Origin of the sequence: Mesorhizobium sp. WSM4976 (genome assembly GCF_029625685.1) — a bacterium.
Classification (GTDB): Bacteria; Pseudomonadota; Alphaproteobacteria; order Rhizobiales; family Rhizobiaceae; genus Mesorhizobium.
Genome location: NZ_JARTVT010000019.1, coordinates 82,365 through 101,946, shown reverse-complemented (window position 1 = coordinate 101,946; position 19,582 = coordinate 82,365). Strand labels below are relative to the sequence as shown.

Annotated in this window: 17 protein-coding genes and 1 pseudogene; 7 read left to right on the top strand and 11 right to left on the bottom strand. The window is 61.5% G+C overall.

The features are described 5' to 3' along the window. Positions 1 to 35 precede the first annotated feature (35 nt). The gene (locus P9272_RS22925; protein ID WP_278162286.1) at positions 36 to 2,243 is read left to right on the top strand and encodes an SEC-C domain-containing protein; all 2,208 of its coding nucleotides are present in this window, start codon (positions 36 to 38) and stop codon (positions 2,241 to 2,243) included. A 72-nt stretch (positions 2,244 to 2,315) separates the two neighbouring features. Here the strand turns inward: P9272_RS22925 and P9272_RS36090 are convergent. Next, positions 2,316 to 2,707, bottom strand: a pseudogene (locus tag P9272_RS36090) (RidA family protein). 347 nt (positions 2,708 to 3,054) lie between these two features. Continuing rightward, complete coding sequence (locus tag P9272_RS22910; protein WP_278162284.1) at positions 3,055 to 3,615, bottom strand: DUF4142 domain-containing protein; 561 nt, start codon at positions 3,613 to 3,615, stop codon at positions 3,055 to 3,057. Between the two features lie 153 nt (positions 3,616 to 3,768). On the opposite strand from P9272_RS22910, the gene P9272_RS22905 reads away from it, so the two are divergent. After that, entirely contained in the window at positions 3,769 to 4,107 is a 339-nt protein-coding gene (locus P9272_RS22905) for a hypothetical protein (protein WP_278162283.1), read from the top strand. On the opposite strand, the gene P9272_RS22900 is transcribed toward P9272_RS22905, so the two are convergent. The 4 genes from P9272_RS22900 to P9272_RS22885 all read right to left on the bottom strand — a co-directional run bounded on the left by P9272_RS22900 (position 4,104) and on the right by P9272_RS22885 (position 8,694). Continuing rightward, on the bottom strand, positions 4,104 to 4,922 hold the full coding sequence (locus tag P9272_RS22900) for a carbohydrate ABC transporter permease (RefSeq protein ID WP_278162322.1): 819 nt from the start codon (positions 4,920 to 4,922) through the stop codon (positions 4,104 to 4,106). The two genes, P9272_RS22905 and P9272_RS22900, sit on opposite strands and share 4 nt — an antisense overlap. 7 nt (positions 4,923 to 4,929) lie before the next feature. Next, a complete protein-coding gene (locus P9272_RS22895) occupies positions 4,930 to 5,802 on the bottom strand; it encodes a sugar ABC transporter permease (protein ID WP_278162321.1) in 873 nt (290 codons plus the stop codon). Between the two features lie 65 nt (positions 5,803 to 5,867). Then, positions 5,868 to 7,130, bottom strand: coding sequence for an ABC transporter substrate-binding protein (locus P9272_RS22890; protein WP_278162282.1), 1,263 nt, complete (start codon positions 7,128 to 7,130; stop codon positions 5,868 to 5,870). Positions 7,131 to 7,695: 565 nt separating this feature from the next. After that, the gene (locus tag P9272_RS22885) at positions 7,696 to 8,694 is read right to left on the bottom strand and encodes a transglycosylase SLT domain-containing protein (protein WP_278162281.1); all 999 of its coding nucleotides are present in this window, start codon (positions 8,692 to 8,694) and stop codon (positions 7,696 to 7,698) included. A gap of 165 nt (positions 8,695 to 8,859) precedes the next feature. On the opposite strand from P9272_RS22885, the gene P9272_RS22880 reads away from it, so the two are divergent. Next, on the top strand, positions 8,860 to 9,429 hold the full coding sequence (locus P9272_RS22880) for a methylated-DNA--[protein]-cysteine S-methyltransferase (RefSeq protein ID WP_128258336.1): 570 nt from the start codon (positions 8,860 to 8,862) through the stop codon (positions 9,427 to 9,429). Positions 9,430 to 9,444: 15 nt separating this feature from the next. On the opposite strand, the gene P9272_RS22875 is transcribed toward P9272_RS22880, so the two are convergent. Next, positions 9,445 to 9,774, bottom strand: coding sequence for a hypothetical protein (locus P9272_RS22875; RefSeq protein ID WP_278162280.1), 330 nt, complete (start codon positions 9,772 to 9,774; stop codon positions 9,445 to 9,447). 279 nt (positions 9,775 to 10,053) lie between these two features. Here P9272_RS22875 and P9272_RS22870 point away from each other — a divergent pair, with 279 nt between their 5' ends. Then, positions 10,054 to 10,266 (top strand): cold-shock protein, encoded by a 213-nt coding sequence (locus P9272_RS22870; protein WP_027168154.1) that lies wholly within the window; start codon positions 10,054 to 10,056, stop codon positions 10,264 to 10,266. A gap of 324 nt (positions 10,267 to 10,590) precedes the next feature. On the opposite strand, the gene P9272_RS22865 is transcribed toward P9272_RS22870, so the two are convergent. The 3 genes from P9272_RS22865 to P9272_RS22855 all read right to left on the bottom strand — a co-directional run bounded on the left by P9272_RS22865 (position 10,591) and on the right by P9272_RS22855 (position 13,063). Then, positions 10,591 to 11,202: a glutathione S-transferase family protein gene (locus tag P9272_RS22865; RefSeq protein ID WP_278162279.1), complete on the bottom strand. Its 612-nt coding sequence runs from the start codon at positions 11,200 to 11,202 to the stop codon at positions 10,591 to 10,593. A 113-nt stretch (positions 11,203 to 11,315) separates the two neighbouring features. Then, positions 11,316 to 12,176: an EAL domain-containing protein gene (locus P9272_RS22860; protein WP_278162278.1), complete on the bottom strand. Its 861-nt coding sequence runs from the start codon at positions 12,174 to 12,176 to the stop codon at positions 11,316 to 11,318. Next, positions 12,173 to 13,063, bottom strand: coding sequence for an EAL domain-containing protein (locus P9272_RS22855; RefSeq protein ID WP_278162277.1), 891 nt, complete (start codon positions 13,061 to 13,063; stop codon positions 12,173 to 12,175). Before P9272_RS22855 ends, P9272_RS22860 begins: the two co-directional genes overlap by 4 nt. A gap of 219 nt (positions 13,064 to 13,282) precedes the next feature. Between P9272_RS22855 and P9272_RS22850 the strand changes: the two genes are divergently transcribed. After that, positions 13,283 to 14,485, top strand: a complete 1,203-nt coding sequence (locus P9272_RS22850; protein ID WP_278162276.1) for a pyridoxal phosphate-dependent aminotransferase — start codon at positions 13,283 to 13,285, stop codon at positions 14,483 to 14,485. Between the two features lie 62 nt (positions 14,486 to 14,547). Here the strand turns inward: P9272_RS22850 and P9272_RS22845 are convergent, their stop codons facing one another. Next, a complete protein-coding gene (locus P9272_RS22845) occupies positions 14,548 to 14,943 on the bottom strand; it encodes a cupin domain-containing protein (RefSeq protein WP_128258342.1) in 396 nt (131 codons plus the stop codon). A gap of 306 nt (positions 14,944 to 15,249) precedes the next feature. Here P9272_RS22845 and P9272_RS22840 point away from each other — a divergent pair, with 306 nt between their 5' ends. Then, entirely contained in the window at positions 15,250 to 16,779 is a 1,530-nt protein-coding gene (locus P9272_RS22840; protein ID WP_278162275.1) for an EAL domain-containing protein, read from the top strand. 202 nt (positions 16,780 to 16,981) lie between these two features. Further along, a complete protein-coding gene (locus P9272_RS22835) occupies positions 16,982 to 19,030 on the top strand; it encodes an elongation factor G (protein ID WP_278162274.1) in 2,049 nt (682 codons plus the stop codon). Positions 19,031 to 19,582: the final 552 nt, after the last annotated feature.

Genomic DNA, 19,582 nt, shown 5'->3' with positions numbered 1-19,582 from the left:
GATAAACACTGATTCCTGTTTTCTCAGGAACTCCCATGTCGACGTTGGATAGCAAACCTCGAAGTGAACAGACTGTTTTTGAAGAGCTCCGAGAGCTCGCAAAGGCTCCCGGATTTGCTCACGCCATTGCGTACATATGTTTCCGAGATAACGTATTCACTTTCAAAGACAAAATATCAGTTGACGATATCCACCAAAAAAATCGAAATGAACAACTCACAAGAACCGAAATTTCCACCTTAATCGGCCTGCTCGCTCAAGGCGAAATGGACTTGCGGCACCCTGGCCCTCGAACAATGCAGTCCTATATAGATCAAAGCGGAGCACTGCTGCACGAACTGCACCTAGCCCTGATGGAACCGATGATGATCGCAATGCGACGCGCGGTCGAGATGGGCAGAGAAAATGCTGATCCCTTCAACTCAGGCGCCGCGATGAGGGAACCGATCTTTTATGGTGGCGAGTCGGCCTACGATTTTCAATACGCCGCACTGGCAGCCGAGAAATACGAAGCTGACGCGGAATGGCTAGTCGCTAACAAAGGGTTTTCGCTTCGCGACCTGCTTGCCGTTGAAGCACATATCAAGGCGATTCAACCTGCCCGGCTACTTAACCACCGCAGCATCCTTCGAAGGACTCATCCAGATGACTGGACGTTCCTAGAAGTGTTCACTCTGAGCATAGATGAAGTCGCCAAATCCACAAAATTGAGTATTGATATTGTCAGGGCTATTTTTTCATCTTTTTCTGATAAAACAAGGCCTAGAAATTCAGGATTTAAGTCTCTCGGTGATTTTAACACGGCAAACTCTAACCCTTTTATAGATATCGATGGTGGCCAGAGATATTTACTTTTTCAGCACTATAGCTTTGTAGAATCGATATACGAATCGCCGTTCTATTGGATGATTTCAGATAAGACTTACAGAGAGATTGCCGCGGAGAACCGCGGCCGCTTTACGGAGCATTTTACCGCCGAGCGGCTACGATCAGTATTCGGTCACGATGCAGTGTACGAAAACGTCAAATTTGTCGATCGCAGCAAGACAGTGAAGGGGGAAATTGACGTAGCTGTAGCCTTTGGAACTAGATTTCTCGTGATACAGGGGAAATCAAAGCGGCTGACTATTGCTGCCAGGAAAGGCAATGACCAGGCTGTTCGTGCAGATTTTGCAGCAGCCGTTCAAGACGCATACGATCAGTGTCTCAGCTGCTCCGATCTTCTTTTGGACGCTAATTTCGACATGATCGATAGTGGCGGTAATATAATTACTCGACCGAAAACGATTGATCGAATCATCCCTCTTTGCGTCGTCTCGGACAACTATCCGGCGCTTGCGTTTCAAGTTCGGCAATTTCTAAGGCACGTAGAAACGACTAAGCGTATCGCGCCTTTGGTAATGGACGTATTCCTTATAGACGTTATTTGTGAGATGCTGTCGACGCCATTGTCTCTTATAAGTTATTTGGAGAGGCGTTCTGGTTATCATGAAAAACTTGTTTCAACCCAAGAACTTGGAATCCTAGCTTATCATCTTAAGTCAAATCTGTGGGTCGAAGATAAGTTCAGCATGGTTATGATTGCTGACGACTTCAGCGCCGGGCTTGACATCGCCATGATGGCTCGCCGTGCAGGGGTGCCCGGCAGAAAGACTCCTGAAGGGATACTGACAGTTCTGGCAAAGCCGCCGATAGCAAATATTTTGAAAGCTCTTGAGAAATCGGATCAACCTGCGAAGTTTAATTTAGGGCTTTTACTTCTAACGTTAAGTGGAAAGACCATAGAATTTCTAACCAAGGGTATTCAAAAAATCGTCAGAGAGGCTCGCGCCGATGGGAAGAAACATGATTTTACCGTCTCACTGAAGGGTGGCAAAACGGGATTAACGATTCACGTTACAACAGAACCGCTGCCGATTTGCGGACCGAGTTTGTCCGATCATGTCAGGCGCAGAAAATATATCAGTAAGGCTGAGAGCTGGTTTGGTCTAATTCTCGATCCACACACTGTTTCGCCACGAGCCGGGACCGAGATAAGCTCGCCTTGGACCAACTCGGCGGATATGGAGGAATTGACCGAGGGTATGCGCCCTGATCCTGCCGAAGTGCCAGACAACGCAACGTTCGAAACTATGACTCGTAAGCCCGGCAGAAATGAGCTTTGCTGGTGCGGCAGCGGAACAAAGTATAAGCGTTGTCACCTTGATGACGATATCGAACTTGGACGCTTCTCCAAGAGATAGGCATTCTCCAAGGTCAGGCGCACAGCGTCTCGGAGTTGTCAAAGCCAGTTCGAGGAGAGACGCAAGCTGCCCTCACGCCACCGCCACGCACTCAATCTCGATATCGAACTCCATCGGCCATGACGCCACCGGCACGAAGCTGCGCGCCGGCGGATTGGTGGCAAAATACTTGGCATAGATCCGGTCGATGGCATTGTAGAAGCCGGAATTGACGGCGTAGATGCGCACCATCACCACCTTGTCCAGCGATGTGCCGGCCGCTTCCAGGCAGTGTTTCAGCGCCTTCAGCGACGCCTCGGTCTGGTCTCGATGTCGCCGCGCACCATCTCGCCGGTCACCATGTCGACCGGCGGCGTCGCCGAGATGAACACGAAGCCGTTGGCCCGCACCGCCGTCGAGCACGGCAGGCCGAGCGCGCGCACCTTTGCCGACATCACGGGTACTTCGATGACTTCCTTGTCCATGGTGGGTCTCCCTAATTTGCGAGGGAGCTTAGCGCGGCGGCGAGGGAACGCCAGCGGCTTAGCCCTGCCCCGGATTATACGAGCCGTGACAGATCGAGCTGAAGAGCCAAGCGCCGGTTTGGTATTCGTCTAGAACCGATGGAAAATGCGCAGCGTCGCGATCCTTCGCGCCCCCCTCTGTCCTGCCGGACATCTCCCCCACAAGGGGGGAGATCAGATGTCGCCCCGGCCTTCGCCAATCGCCAGCGTTGCAGGACGAGCGAGGCGCCGAAGCCGCTAGATGTCCGGCAGGACAGAGGGGGCGCCGTAGAGCGCCATCGCTGGCCGCTTGCCCAGCACAGGCCCCCTCACTGATGCGCGACCGCCAGTTCCTTCACGTGCTTCTCGTGCATCTTCAGCACCGGCAGCGTCTTCTTGGCGAATTCCTTCATCGCCGGGTCGTCGCCGGAATTGGCATAGGTGGAAAGCAGCGCGACAGCATCCTTGTGCGCGTCGCTCTGCATCTTGATGTATTTGGCGTCGAAATCCTTGCCGCTGGCAGCCTTCAGTTCGTCGAGCATCTGCTGCTCCTTCGGCTGCAGCGCCGGGCCCGCGGGCTTGATCGACGCGGTGGTCTGGCCTTGGCTGAGCGCGGCCTTGAAATCCTCGCCGGCCTTGGTGTGATCCTTGATCATATCGGCGGCGAAAGCCTTGACGTCGGCCGATGCCGACTTCTCCTCAGCCAGCTTGCTCGACTGGATCTCGAACGCGTTGGCGTTGGGCACGGTGGTGACGAAGGTCTGGGTATCGACCTTGTTCTGGGTCACCATCGGTCCCACGGCGTCTGTGTTGGTGTCGTTCGATTGGGCGAACGCGGCGGGCGCGCCGGCAATAAGCGCGACGGCGACCAGGGGCAGCAGCGTTTTCATCTCGATCTCCGATCCGAAACAGCCCCTCCGCCTTCCCCAACGCGGCACCGGCGTCAGGGTTGCCTAAGGCCACCTCGAAAAGCAGGCGGAACCGGTCCGGCTTTGCCGCATTGCTTCGCGTCAGCTAGAACCACTCGGGAACGGGGAGCAAAAATGTCCGAAACCGAAGAAATCGACCTGCGCTGCCCGCAGGTCGTTGCCGACAACGCCGCCAAGGGTCTGAGGCTGCGCAAGGAATTCGGCCGAGGCGGCACCGAGATCGGCGTCGCGCGCGCCACCGAGCTCAAGAACCGCAAAAACCTGTCGCCCTCGACCATCCGGCGCATGGTCAGCTATTTCGCGCGCCACGAGGTCGACAAGAAGGGCCGGAATTACGGCAACGAGGACAATCCTTCCGCCGGCTACATCGCCTGGCTGCTGTGGGGCGGCGATGAGGGGCGCGCCTGGGCGCTCGACATGAAGAAGAAGGTCGGCAACGCGCCCGACATCTAGCCCTTCACCCCGCCGGCGGTGAGGCCGGAAACGATGCGGCGCTGGAAGATCAGCACCAGCACCACCAGAGGCACGGTGACGATCACCGAGGCGGCCATGATGTTGCCCCAGGGGATCTCGAACTGCGAGTTGCCCGACAAAAGCGCGATCGCCACCGGCACGGTGCGCTGCGTGCTGGTGGAGGTGAAGGTGAGCGCGAAGAGGAACTCGTTCCAGGCGCTGATGAAGGCAAGCAGCCCGGTGGTGGCGAGCGCCGGCCACATCAGCGGCAGGAAGATGCGCGTCAGGATGATCCACGGCCCCGCCGCGTCGAGGATCGCCGCCTCCTCGATCTCGACCGGCAGGTCGCGCACGAAGGTGGTGAGCACCCAGACCGTGAACGGCAGCGTGAAGATCATGTAGGACAGGATGAGCGCCAAGAGCGAATTGTAGAGATGCAGCGCCCGGACGATCTCGAACAGCCCGGCAAGGGCGGCGACCTGCGGAAACATGGAGACCGACAGGATGGCGAGCATCAGCGCCGAGCGCCCGCGGAAGCGGATGCGCGCCAGCGCATAGGCCGCGGTGACGCCGAGCAGCAGGGAAACCGCCACCACCGCGCCGGAGACGATGAGCGAGTTGACCAGATTTCGCAGGAAGGGCCCTTCGGTCAACACATTGCGGTAGTTGGCAAGGCTGAACGATCGCGGCCAGAGCCCGGCCTGGAACAGTTCGGTCCCTGACTTCAGGCTGGTGACGATGGCGTAGTAGAATGGAAACACCGCGATGAGGACGATCGCGAGAAGCAGCAGATAGAAGGCGGCGCGCTTCAGCATTTTCACCTCACCGCCCTCCCTCGAAACTCAGCCGTCCAAGCCGGATATAGGCGATGGTGAGCAGGCCGATGATCAGAAACAGCAGCGTCGAGGCGGCTGAGCCATAGGCGAACTTGTCGAACTCGAACAGGTTCTCGCGCGCGAAGATCGACATCGATTTGGTCTGGACGTTGTTGGGCGTCAGCACATAGATCAGATCGAAGATGCGCAGCGCGTCGAGCGCGCGAAAAATCACCGCCACCATCACCGCCGGGCGGATCAGCGGCAGAGTCACGCGCCAGAAGATCTGCCAGGGGTTCGCGCCGTCGAGCTTCGCCACTTCGAGGATCTCGCGCGGCAGCATCTGCAGCGCCGCCAGGATGAGCAGCGCCATGAACGGCGTCGACTTCCAGATATCGACGATCAGCACCGCGATCATCGCTGTGTCGGCGCTGGCGGTCCAGGCGATCTTGTCGTGGATCAGGCCGAGATTAAGCAGCACGACATTGATGATGCCGAACTGGTCGTTGAGCATCCACTGCCACATCTTGGCCGAGACGATGGTCGGGATCGCCCAGGGAATGAGGATCGCTGCCCGCACGATGCCGCGTCCCGGGAATTCGGCGTTGAGCGCCAGCGCCACGATCATGCCGAGCACCGTCTCGCAGGCCACCGAGATAATTGCGAAGCGCACCGTGTTCCATACCGCCCGCCACCAGACCGGGTCGACCAGCAGCCCGTCATAGAGCAGGCGCCCGCTCGGCAGGCGCAGCACCGAGAAATAATTGTCGAAGCCCACCCATTGCCGCGCGTCGAGATCGGCCAGCGAAGCGTCGGTGAAGCTGTAATAGACCGTGCGCAGGAACGGCCAGCCGGCGACGGCGGCGAGCATGAAGAGCATCGGCGCGAGGAACAGCCAGGCCGTGCGCACGCGCCGGCGCGTCAGCGGCGATCGCCCTGCCGCGCTCACCAGCCCTTGCCTTTCAGCTTGTTCAGCCTCGCCTCGAGATCGGCCAGATTGTCGGCAGCGGTGCCGTTGCCTGAGAGCGTGTTGTGGACCGCGGTCCAGAACAGGCTCGACGCCTCGTTGTATTTGATCCTGAAGGTTGCCGACGGGCGCGGCTGCGCGTTGAGGAAGATCTCTTTCCAGCGCGGCACAATCGGCTGTTGCCTGGCGATGTCGGGGTCGTCATAGAGCGCCACGATAGTCGGCAGGTTGGCCGTCTTCAGCGTCCGGTATTTCTGCATCTCGGGCGAAGCGATGAACTTGACCAGATCGATCGCTGCATCCGGATGTTTCGAATATTTGGACACGGCAAGGTTCCAGCCGCCCAGTGTTGCGACCGGATGCCCGCCATCGCCGGCCGGTAGCGGCGCCACGTCGAACTTGCCCTTTATCGGCGAATTCTCGCTGTTGCCGAGCGCATAGGCATAGGGCCAGTTGCGCATGAAGACCGCATTGCCGGTCTGCCAGACGCCCCGCGCTTCCTCCTCCTGATAGGCGAGCGCGCCCGGCGGCGCGATCGTGCCGATCCAGCCCTTGACCCTGTCGAGCGCCGCCGCCGCCTTTGGATTGTTGATGGAGATGCGGCCGTCCGGCTCGATGATCGCGCCGCCGCCATTCGACATCACCCATTCGAGCGCATTGCAGGTCAGTCCCTCATAGGCATTGCCCTGGAAGACATATCCCCAGAGGTCCTTGTTGCCGGCCGCCCGCTCCCTGTCCATGACGAGCTTCGCGGTGTCCTGCAATTGCTGCCAGGAGGTGGGTACCTGGGCGCCATACTTGTCGAGCAGGTCCTTGCGGTAATAGAGCGCCGGCGCGTCGGTGAAGATGGGCAGCGCGACCAGCCTGCCGTTGACCGTCTGCGATTGGACGATCGACGGGAAATGCTTGCCCACCACATCTTTGGTCGCCTCCGTCAGGTCGACCAGTTGGCTGGCAAGCTGCGGCGCCCAGATGACATCGGTCTGGTAGACATCGATATCGCTGCTGCCGGCGGCAAGCCAAAGCCGGTATTGGCCGAACTGGTCGGTGGTCGAAGGCGGGATGACGACGATGTCGACCTTGTTGCCGCTCTTCTTCTCGTAGAGGTCCAAGATCTCGCGCAGCACCTTGATGCCGTTGCCGGTGTCGCCCGAGACGATCGACAGTTCGATGGCTCGTGCATGGACAGTGCCCAGCAGGATGACAACGGCCAGCGCAAGGAACGCGCAAACAAATTTCACGGGATTGCGGGCCTCCCTCAGCGGCCGGCGGCGCCATCTCGGCGTCGCGGCTCATCCAGGCCCCTGCGATGAATGCACGATGCCGCTTAGGGTTCCATGCGCCCGAGCGCGCCGGGCCGGCCGGCAGGTCGGTGAAGCCGCCTCGGTCGGCGCGACCGCGGCGGCGTCCTGCTTCCTTCACCCGCTTTCACGAAAGCGGACGGGCTCCGAAACCCCCGCCCCGGAGCCCGTCTGGGAGTGGCTGACGCATGCCGGCACAGCCCCCTCCGACGCCTTGCCAGCGTCGATCCGCCGATCGGCCGCCCGGCACGACAACGCATTAGCATGCCCTAACGTCAGCCTATGTGAAGGAGTTCACAATGCCGGGACGCCATTAACCTTCCCAGTCGACCGGGATCATGCCGAGGCGCGCATCCCGATGCTCGAACGCGCTTCCGGCCAATGCGGCACGGTGAGCGTGTGGCCTAGCAGCTTTGCGCAGGCGGATGTCGTTGGGCGCCGGCGGGCGGGGAGTCGTATTTTCAGGCATGGCGCTGTCTCGAAACGCCGGTGCCGGACTGTCCGCTCAGGCGTCGGGCGGCAGGCGATGCCGCCTGCGGTCGAGGCCAAGTCCCGTCGCCTCGAGCAGGCCCTTGCGCTTGGCGTCGTAGTAATAGCCGGTCTGGTAGAGCGTATCGGCGCGCTTGGCGTTGCCGCCCGAAACCAGCCAGGCGCCACGCAGATATTTCACGGCATATTTGAGATTGGTCTCGGCGTCGAACAGGCCGGTCGCCGGGCCATCGTAACCCATGCCGCGCGCCGTAGCGTGCTTGATCTGCATCAGTCCCCAATGGCCGTGATTGTAGGCCTTCGGGTTGAAGGTGCTCTCGCGGTTGACGACATGGCGCACCAGCTCGACCGGCACTTCATAAAGCGCCGAATATTTCTCGATCAGTCGCTCGATCTCGCCGCGCGGCCCACTGGCGTGCTGCTCGGGCTGGCCGGGAGCCGCCAGCAGAGCGGGGTTGTCCGGCGCCACATAAGCAACTTGCTGGACACCGGGCATCGGGGCGACTTTCGCCGACTGGCCGGTGACCGGCATGGCGACGCCTGCGGTCGTATAGACCGCCGCTTGCTTGGGGGATCCCGCCTGTTTGATCGATCCGGGACCGGTGGGCGAGCCACCGGCCGTCAGCACCGGCGGCGGCGGAAACTTGCCGGCCATCGGCGTCGCCCCCGCGAAAGCCGCGGGCTGAGCCAGCGCCGCGCCGGGCTGGACAGGAGGCGGCAAAAGCGCGCTTTGCGTCGCAAGCGAGGCGGGCGTCACGGGCGCGCCGGAGGGAGTCGCCATGGCAACGGTATCCCCGGTAAGCGCGGCGGTCTGCACCTGCGCGAGGCCGGATGGCTCCGGCAGCACTGCCACCGTTTCGGGCAGCGCGACCGTCGGCGTGTCGTCGGCCACGGCAGGCGTCGAGGCTTCCGCAAGCGCTGGCGCGGCCTTCATTTGCGAGGTCGACGTGCAACCGCTCAGACCAGCAGCGGCAATAAGCACGCCGATCGCGGTGAATATGATTTTAGCTGGCAAGCCGTGAGGGTCCGGTTTGTCTGTTGTTAAGGAGTCCTTACACCAGCGATTCACACCCGGCAATCGGGGCCACCAGGCGGTTTTCGGGTGGCGGGAACAGGGCCGAAATGCCATATTGTTCTGGATATGTACTCGTTTTTCGCTGTTTTGCCGAAGGAAAACGCCATGAAACCCGCATCTGAGATCACGGCCGGCCACGCAGTGTTAGAAACAGTGATCGGCTTCATGGGCATTGCCTGGAACGAGAAGGGCCTGATCCGGCTCTGCCTGCCCGAACGCAGTCGCGAGGCGATCGAGCGCCGGCTGTTCCGCCACGCCGGTGTTTCGGCCGCAACCGACCAGCCGCAATGGGTGGTCGATTTGATCGCCTCGATCCAAGCCTATGCGGCCGGCGAGAACGTCGATTTCTCCAATGTGCCGGTCGATCTCGACGGCGTCGATGACTTTCGCCTCGCCATCTACGATGCCGCGCGCAAGCTCCGCTTCGGCGAGACCACCACCTATGGTGAATTGGCCAAGCGCGCGGGCCATGCCGGCCTTCCGCGCGAAACGGGCGCGGCGCTCGGCGCCAATCCGGTGCCGCTGGTCATCCCGTGTCACCGCATCCTCGCAGCCGGCGGCAAGATCGGCGGCTTCTCCGCGCCGGGCGGGTCGGCCACCAAGGAGAAGATGCTCGCCATGGAAGGCGTTCGCGTCGGCCCTCCGCCCGCCGCGCAGGCCTCGTTCGGGTTCTGAGATCCCGCCGGATTATCAGTGGCGGCGGGGGAAAAATCGTCGGCGGAAATGATCGAAATCCGGCCGCTTGCAGACATAGACCGCGCAGGATTTCGTGTCGGCGCTGGGCACATAGGCTCGCGACCTCACCTCGCCCGCGTTGCAGAAGCGCTCGTCGCGTACATAGCGGTCGTAGAGCGGCAGCCCCGGCACGCGCGTCGACTGATAGCGCAGGATGACGGCGCCCTGCCTGGCGATCGTCGCCTGCACCCGGTCGCAGCTCATGCGCGTCGGATCATAGCGTGACACCGCTTGCGCCTCCGCGGCCAGCAGCAGGAAGCAGGCGGCAAGCAGAATGGTTTTCATGGGGCTCTCCCTGGAACGGCAAGCATCTCATCTCTCCACAACGTGAGACGGGTGTCAAAACTTCCGTGCGCCGCTTCCAAACGCCTGAGACTGCACGCCGGCAGCGCGCGAGCGACCGTCTTGTTTTCCTGCAAAAACTATCCTATATCCGAGGCATTGAATTTGGCCGATCGATCGGGCCGCGATCTTCGCGTTTGCTGACGTCTATCTCCAAAGTTTCGATATCGCCGGCCGGACATTGGTCCGGTCAAACAAAAGCAAATGTGAAGGGCATTCTATATGGCAACTGGTACGGTCAAGTGGTTCAACGCCACCAAGGGCTACGGCTTCATCCAGCCTGACAATGGCGGCGCGGACGTTTTCGTCCACATCTCCGCTGTCGAGCGCGCCGGCATGACGAGCCTGGCTGAAGGCCAGAAAATCAACTTCGAGATCGAGCAGGACCGCCGCACCGGCAAGTCCGCAGCTGGGTCTCTGAGCAAGGCAGCCTGATTTGGCTTAAGCATTTTGCAGCCAAGCGCAATCGCTTGGCGTTGCAGAAATGCGGCTAAGTAAAGGCGCGCGCCGGACAAAGGTTCGGGGCGCGCGGCAAGTCACGGATGTACTGACGGTCGCGCGATAAGCGCGCCGGAGCGGAAAGACCGACAAGCTGGAACAGCAGATAGCTGCCAGCCCGAACCGGACGCTCCCGATCAGGCTACCGGCATAGGAAGGCGGGCATTGCCCGCCTTTTTTGTTGTCTGGATTTGGGCGATTGGCATCCTTCTTCACGGGGAGAAGGTCGCTGTCGCTTAGGCCTTTCGGCAATCGTCAGCGTCACTCAGGCACCCACTCGATCGGCACATGTCCCTTGTCCGCCTCGACCCGTTTCAGCCAGGCGGCGACGGCCGGATAGGCGTCGAGCTGAAAGCCGCCCATCTCGGCGGTGTGGGTATAGGCGTATAGCGCGATGTCGGCGACGCTATAGGCGTTGCCGGCAAAGAATGCGTTCTGCTCCAGATGCTGGTTCATGACGCCCAGCGCCTTGTTGCCGCGCTCCAGCGTTAGCGCCAGCCGTTCAGGCGTGGCGTCCTTCGCCCGTTCCGGAAAAGTCAAAAGCGCCTTGCGCACTGCAATATAGGGCTCATGGCTGTATTGTTCGAAGAACAGCCACTGGTAAGCCAGCGCGCGTTCGTACTTGTCGGCCGGCAGGAAGCGCGTGCCTTCGGCGAGAGAGAGCAGGATGGCGTTGCTCTCGGCGATGCGCCTGCCGTCGTCGAGCTCCAGCATCGGCACCATCGCGTTCGGATTCTTGGCAACGTAGTCGGGTCTGCGCGTCTCGCCGGTATGCGAGCTAACCTCGACCCGGGTGAAGGGGATGCCGAGCTTGGCCATCAACAGCCGCGGCTTGTAGCAGTTGCCGCTGTCGGCCATGTCGTAAAGGATCATGCCCCTTGGCCTTTCGAGTCTCCTGGGACCGCTTTAGCGCGCGCAGCTAGTTCCCATCCAGTGATTTGTTTTTGCGAAAAACCATCAGCGGCGCTGATAGGTTGTCGTGGGCATCAGCCTTGCTGGTGCAGGGGCACAACCTTGTTGCCGGGGTCGAGCAGGTCGTCCACGGAAAGCGGCTCTTCCTTGAAGATCGTGCCTGCGAGCGCCGGTCGGGCGAGATGGAAACCCTGCAGCAGGTCGGCGCCGCCCTCGAGCGCGACGCGCAAGTGCTGGGCACTCTCGATGCCCTCGACCAGCACTTTGGCGCCTCGCTCCTGCAGCATGCCCACCAATGGCCGGAAGAAGCGCTCTGCGGCAGCGTGGCGGCAGAGCGCGCCGAACCAGGCGCCGTCGATCTTCACGATGTCGGGCGCGAGCAGATTGATGCGCGCCTCGGTGGAATGCCCGGTGCCGAAATCGTCGATGGCGATGCGAATGCCGTCGCGCCGCATTTCGCGCACTAGGCTGGAAAGAACGTGCTCGTCGGCTGCTTGTTCGGTGATCTCGCAGACCAACAGGCCCGGCTCCAGCTCGAAATCGCCGAGATGCCTGGCCATGAGCCGGATTTCGGCCAGCGCCCGCCCGAGATGATCGTTGATCATCGGATTGTAGTTGAAGAACAGCGTCAATCCCTCGGCGCCAATGTTGCGGTAATTGCCGAGATGCAGCATCCGGCACATGGTTTCGACAAACAACCGGTCGGATGCGGGGACGCCGTCGAAGAAGATCGAGGGGGCCACGGGCTCGGCGATGCGGCGCGGCTCGATCAACCCCTCGACGGCGACCGCCCTAAGCACCCTATCCTCCGGGGCGAAAATCGGCTGATAGGCGCTCCACAGCCGGAAATCACCATAGATTCCGAACTGAAGGCCGATCTCGTCGGCGAAGATCGCCCTGGCGACGTTGCGCCGCCTCTCATGCCTTTCGTTCATGGCGCGGCCTTGCGCCCGAATACCCTCATCGGCCGCGACCGCGTCGACGGAGCCGTAGGGCTTGCGGCAGCCGAGACCGTGCGCTCGCCGGCCGGAGGCTGCTGGAAGACGCGAAAGCTGGTGGGAGCAAGTTCGGGCCGCGCAAGCACATAGCCTTGCACCATGGAAGCGCCGGACTTCTCGGCAAGCTCCAGTTGCCAGCCTTCCTCGAGACCTTCGAAGACAGTGTGGATACCCTGGGTTTCGAAGCCCTTCACCATTGTCGTGAGCAACGCGAAGCCGGCGCCGGACTCCATCAGATGCGTGATCCACTGCGCATCGAACTTGACGATGTCGGGCTTCAGTTCCTTGATCCGGTGGATGTCGGATTCATCGGCACCATAGTCGTCCACCGCGATGCGGAAGCCATTGGCCCTCAGCGCCTCGACAAAATCGTAGAGAGCTTCCTGCGAGGCCGACTTCTGCTCGGTAACCTCGCAAACGATGCGGCGCGGATCGATACCGGCTTCGTGCAGCACCAGCCGCATATCGCGCAATGCCTTGTCGGCAATGCTGCGATCGGTGAAGACCGACGGGTCGAAATTGATGAAGACGGACGCCTCTTGCGGCAGGCAGGCACCGGCGTTCAGAAGATGCAGCGTGCGCGTCAGCGCCTCGATATGCAGCCGGTCGGCCGCCGGGCAGGTGCCGAAGAACGCTGCTGGCGACTGCGGCTCGCCGTCGCGGAACGGCCGGATCAGCCCCTCGAAGGCGACGACCGAAAGCTTGCCCTCCTTGAAGGCGAAGATCGGCTGGAACGCGCTCTGCAGCGTATAGATGCCCCAGACACCGGTCGCGGTGCCGTCATCATGACAGATGATGTGGGCAAGCCCGATGCTGCGCGACAAGGTTTCTCGCTCCGCGAATGGCGCAATCCCGATCTGCGATCCTGCCAGCCAAGGGTTTACCGGCCGTTGATGAATTTAGCGTTGCCGCTCACGCAGGCTGACTTTGGTCACGCCTCCTTGACCTCTGGCTCATCGCACAATGCTTGCGCTCCACGCGATGATGCGACATGAGAGGCGCCGCGGCCGCTCCTGGCCGCCTTTCCTAGGAGACTTCTTGTCATGGCCTTTCTCGCCGACGCCCTTTCCCGCGTTAAGCCTTCCGCGACGATCGCGGTGACGCAGAAAGCGCGCGAGCTGAAAAATGCCGGCCGTGACGTGATCGGCCTCGGCGCCGGCGAGCCGGACTTCGATACGCCCGACAACATCAAGAACGCGGCGATCGAGGCGATCCGCCGCGGCGAGACCAAGTACCCGCCGGTGTCGGGCATCGTGCCGTTGCGCGAGGCGATCGCGAAGAAATTCAAGCGCGAGAACAATCTCGACTACCGGCCGGAGCAGACCATCGTCGGCACCGGCGGCAAGCAGATCCTGTTCAACGCCTTCATGGCAACGCTGAACCCGGGCGACGAGGTCATCATCCCGCGCCCCTACTGGGTGAGTTACCCCGAAATGGTGGCGATCTGCGGCGGCACGTCGGTCTTCGCCGACACCTCGATCGACAACGGCTTCAAGCTCACGGCCGAGGTGCTGGAAAAGGCGATCACGCCGAAGACCAAATGGCTGCTGATGAACTCGCCGTCCAACCCGTCGGGCGCCGCCTACACGGAGGCCGAGCTGCGGGCGCTGGCCGATGTTCTGCTCAAGCATCCGCATGTCTGGACGCTGACCGACGACATGTATGAGCATCTGACCTATGGCGACTTCGTCTTCAAGACCATCGCCGAGGTCGAACCGAACCTCTATGAGCGGACGCTGACGATGAACGGAGTGTCGAAAGCCTATGCCATGACCGGCTGGCGCATCGGCTACGCCGCGGGTCCGGTGCCGCTGATCAAAGCGATGGACATGATCCAGGGCCAGCAGACCTCTGGCGCCTGCACCATCGCGCAATGGGCATCCGTCGAAGCGCTCAACGGCCCGCAGGATTTCATCGCCAAGAACAAGGCGATCTTCCAGGGCCGGCGCGACCTCGTCGTGTCGATGCTCAACCAGGCGCGCGGCATTTCCTGCCCCTCGCCCGAAGGCGCCTTCTACGTCTACCCGTCCTGTGCCGAGTTGATCGGCAAGAAGACCAGGACGGGCAAGGTGATCGACAATGACGAAGCCTTCTGCTCGGAACTGCTCGACGCCGAAGGCGTGGCGGTGGTGTTCGGCTCGGCTTTCGGCCTCGGTCCGAATTTCCGCATCTCCTACGCCACGTCGGAAACCTTGCTGGAGGAAGCCTGCACGCGCATCCAGCGCTTCACCGCCTCGCTGACCTGATCGACGCAAAGTCGCCAAACGAAAAACCCGGCTGCGGCCGGGTTTTTGTCAGGGGGCCTGTCTCAGCCGCCATATTGCTCCGATGTCACCGCTTCCAGCCAATCCGCATGGACCCCGTCCAGCGCCTCTTGCATGGCGATGTGGGTCATGGCTGTTTTTGTACCGGCGCCATGCCAGTGCTTTTCGCCGGGCGCGAAGGATATGACATCCCCTGCCCTGATCGTCTGGATCGGTTCGCCCCAGGTCTGGGCAAGTCCGGCGCCGGCCGTGACATAGAGCGTCTGCCCAAGCGGATGCGTGTGCCAGTAAGTGCGCGCGCCGGGCTCGAAACTGACCAGCGTCGCCCTCAGCCGAGCCGGTGCCTCTTTCTCGATAATCGGCGTCTGCAGCACTCGCCCGGTGAAATAGGTCCCCGGCGCAATGATCGTCGGCACGCTGCCGCACGCAATGATCTTCATCGTTCAGATCCTCGAACTCGTTGGTCGGACAAGGGCCGCGCGCGACCACTCATGGAGCAGTCTCCCCCTGTGGAGAGGCCATTGCAACAGCTTTAGAATGTTGCCGAGCGACAGCTCCGATTGCGAGCTCAGGCACCGGGCGGTTCCTATGTTAGAATGTCTGAATATCGTCATAAATCGTTGCTTTTTAACCATAAAATCGACACCTCGATCCAGCTGCCAGAAAACAGATCAAGACAATCGCCGCGCTCAGCGTTTGTTAACGGCTCAGGTCCTAGCCATGGCGCGTGCTGTGGGGGCGCGGACATGAGTATCTTGGCGACAATCAAGGATCACAGCGGTCGTGTCTATCGCGGCATCCAGGCTCTGCTCGTGATGAGCATCGCCGCCGCCGGGCTCGCGGCTTTCGTGCTGACGGAGAACGCCTCCCGCGCCGGCGCGCTGACGATGTCGGCGGCATCGACCCTGATGGCGCTTCTGGTCTTGATGTATATGCGCTCGAGCGTCGTCCAGCGCCTGCAATCGGCGGAGGATGCGGAAGCCGAGAAGCACCGCTTTCTCACCGTCGATGCCATGACCGGCGCCATGACCCGGCGCTATTTCATCGAAGCCCTGCGCGAGCGGCTGGGCGGTTTGCGCAACCGTCGCCAGGCAAGCCTGCTTCTGATCGACCTCGATCATTTCAAGCAACTCAACGACACGTTCGGCCATCAGTTCGGCGACCTGGCGCTGGCGCATCTTGTCGGCGAAACGCAGCGCATCTTCGAGGACGGCGTTATCGGCCGGCTTGGCGGCGACGAGTTCGGCGTCATGGTTCCGCATGGCGACGTCGCCGTCATCAATAAGGACGTGCGCCGGCTGCTCGATGCGATGCGGACCGGCAAAAGACATGAAGGCAAGATCATTCCGCTGTCGATCTCGGTGGGTGTGGCGCTTGCGCCGCTGCATGCTTCGAACGGCGCTGAGTTGATGCTGCTAGCCGACCTTGCACTTTACGAAAGCAAGGCCGGCGGGCGCGGGCGCGTCACGGTCTTCGACGAGGAGATGCTGTCGGACAAACGCTATCGCCGGCTGGTGGAACGCGAGCTGCGCGCCGCGATCTATCTCGGCGAATTGGAGCTGCATTACCAGCCGATCGTCGATCCCGATGGCTCGGTCGACGCGCTGGAGGGATTGATCCGCTGGCGCCATCCCGTGCGCGGCTTGATCTCGCCGGCGGAATTCGTCCCGATCGCCGAGCGCTCGACCCTGATCGATATGATCGGCGAATGGGTCTTCAAACGCGCCTGCGCCGATATCGGGCATTTTCCCGGACGGCGCATCTCGATCAACGTCTCCGGCGAGCAGCTGAAGCGCGATGAGATCGTGACGATGTGCGACAGGATCCTACGCGAATCCGGCCGGTCCGCCTCGCAATTTATCATCGAGATCACAGAGACAGTGGCGACGGCCGCGACGCCCGAGGTCCTCAGGCGCCTGGAGGCGCTGCGCGGCCTCGGCTTCCACATCGCGCTCGACGACTTCGGCACTGGACATTGCGGTTTCAATTATCTGAAGTCGCTGCCCATCGACAGCGTCAAGATCGACCGCTCCTATATCCGCAGCCTCGCCCATGACCAGGTGGCGCAAATCTTCGTTTCGGCGCTTGCACAGATCGCCCGCATCCAGGAGATCGCCATCGTCGCGGAGGGCGTCGAGACCGAGCAGGAATTCACCCTCGCCCGAACAGCCGGCTGCAGCCGCTTCCAGGGCTATTTCTTCGGCAAGCCGGCGCCACGCGACAAGGCAAGCGCCTTGTGTGTCGCCGGCCGCGAGCCGCTCGCCCTCACGGCCTGACAAACCCAAGCCGGCGAACATCCTATTTCTCTTGCCCTCCCGGCGAACCCGTGTGACGATGGCTTTGGGAAGGGGTGGATAAACCCCGCTCGCGACGGCCGAACAGGCCGGCCGCCGCTCTGCATAGGGTGCGATCGGACGCAAAACCGGTTTCCACTTTTGCTGATCGCTCTCTTGGGAAACGCCTGAGTGGAGGTCAGCCATGGGTACTCGCGCCGGAGGACGACGCACGGGACCGAAATGCATCGTCATAGTCGGTCCCTTTGCAAGCGGTAAGACGACACTTCTCGAAGCAATCCTCGCCCGCACGGGCGCCATTCCCCGCCAGAACCCCGTTTCATCGGGCAACACCGTCTCCGATCATTCGCCCGAAGCCCGCGCCCACGCCATGAGCGTCGAGGCGACCTTCGCCACCACCGATTTCATGGGCGAGCAGATCACCTTCGTCGATTGCCCCGGCTCCATCGAATTTGCCTTCGAGGCCGAGCCCGTGCTTGCCGCTTGCGACCTTGCGGTCGTCGTCGCCGAGGCCGACGAGAAGAAGATCCCGGCGCTGCAGCTCATCATGCGCAAGCTCGACGATCTCGCCATTCCTCGCATCCTGTTCCTGAACAAGATCGACAAGGCGATTGCGGGCGTCCGCGAGACGCTGAAGATGCTGCAGCCAGCAAGTTCTGTACCGCTGCTCTTACGCCAGATTCCGGTGCGCAAGGATGGCATCGTGATAGGCTCGATCGATCTGGCGCTGGAACGTGCCTACATCTATCGCGAATACGCCGAAAGCCAGGTCGCCGAGATCCCGAACGACGACAAGGCGCGCGAGCTGGAAGCGCGTTTCTCCATGCTGGAGACGCTTGCCGATCACGACGATCACCTGATGGAGCAATTGCTGGAGGAGATCGAGCCGCCGAAGGACGCGATCTTCGACGATCTCTCGGCTGACCTGCGCGCCGGCGCGGTAACGCCGGTGCTGATCGGCACGGCTGAGAAGGGCAATGGCGTGCTGCGTCTGTTGAAAGCCATTCGGCATGACGCGCCGGATGTCGAGGCGACGAGGAAGCGCCTTGGCGCGCCGGAAGACCAGTCGGTGGTGCAGGTGATGAAGACCATCCACACCGCGCATGGCGGCAAGCTTTCGGTGTCGCGCGTGCTTTCAGGCCAGTTGGCCGACGCGGCCGAGCTTTTCCTTTCCAACGGCGACGCGACGAAGGTATCCGGCATCTATAGGATGCTCGGCAAGGACCAGATCAAGCAGACATCCGCCAAGGCGGGCGACACCGTCGCGCTCGGCAAGCTCGACAACGTCAAGACCGGCCAGACGCTGAGTTCGGCCAAGGGCGGTGTCCGGCCATTGGTAACGTTGGAGCCGCCACAGCCCGTCTTTGCCTTCGCGCTTCGCCCGAAGGAGCGCAAGGACGAGGTCAAGATGTCGGCGGCGATCCAGCGGCTGGCCGAGGAGGACCCATCACTCAGCCTGCGCCACAACCAGGACTCTGCCGAAACCGTCCTGTCGGGCCACGGCGAGATGCATCTGCGCGTGGTGCGCGAGCGCCTCGAGGGCAAGAACCAGATTCCGATCGAGGGCCACGCCCCTGCAGTGCCCTACCGCGAGACGATCCGCAAATCGGCACAGCAGCGCGGCCGCCACAAGAAGCAGTCCGGCGGCCACGGCCAGTTCGGCGACGTGGTGATCGAGATCAAGCCGCTGCCGCGCGGCTCCGGCTTCCAGTTCTCCGACACCATCACCGGCGGCGTGGTGCCGAAGACTTACATCCAGTCGGTCGAGACCGGCATCCGCGACTATCTGAAGACCGGCCCGCTCGGCTTTCCGGTCGTCGATGTCGCCGTCAACCTGTCGGACGGCTCCTACCATGCGGTCGACTCCTCCGACATGGCCTTCCAGATGGCGGCCAAGCTCGCGATGAAGGAAGGCATGGCTGCCTGTTCGCCGGTCCTGTTGGAGCCGATCATGAAGGTCGAGATCGTCACGCCTTCCGACGCGACCTCGAAGATCATAGCCCTGATCCCGCAGCGGCGTGGGCAGATCCTCGGTTATGACGCACGGCCAGACTGGCCAGGCTGGGACGTCGTCGAGGCGACCATGCCCCAGGCCGAAATCGGTGACCTGATCATCGAGCTGCGCTCGGCGACCGCCGGCGTCGCCAGCTACAAGGCTATCTTCGACCACATGGCCGAGCTCACCGGCCGCCTTGCCGACGAGGTCATGAACGCCAACGGCAAAGCCGCCTGAACAGGTCGGCGCGGCTGACAGGCTATCTGGCCTGACGGGTTGTCTGCTGATGATGTGAAAACGGCGCCCGGTTCAACCGGACGCCGTTTTTATTGCGGACCGTTTTCCTGGGAGGCAACGGCTGGTCCGCCGCATCCGGACAAATGGTTCGGACGCGGTAGCTGCCTGAGCCCGGCCATTTCGAGTGATGCCCCCATCTCTCGAACCGACCAACCGCGTCCTATGCTCTAGATAAACCATAGACTCCGTCTGCGACATGTTACCCGATGTTACATGTCACTGTTACGTGACGGATTCGGTCGTGTTTTTGCCGGCTCGAAGGAATGCGGGCAACAAAAAAGCCGGATCAATAAAGATCCGGCTGAGTTTGATTGGAAGTGCCGATTAAGGCTAACCTCCAGAGGGGAACACTCGAGGGCGCTAATGGGAGGAGAACGCGCCCTGGAGATGCCACTATATATGTGCTCATCATGCTCAAGAAACAAGCATCTATTTTGCAACACACGCATGCAAAAAGACGCAGGCTGTGGTCCAACCTATTCCAGGAAGCCA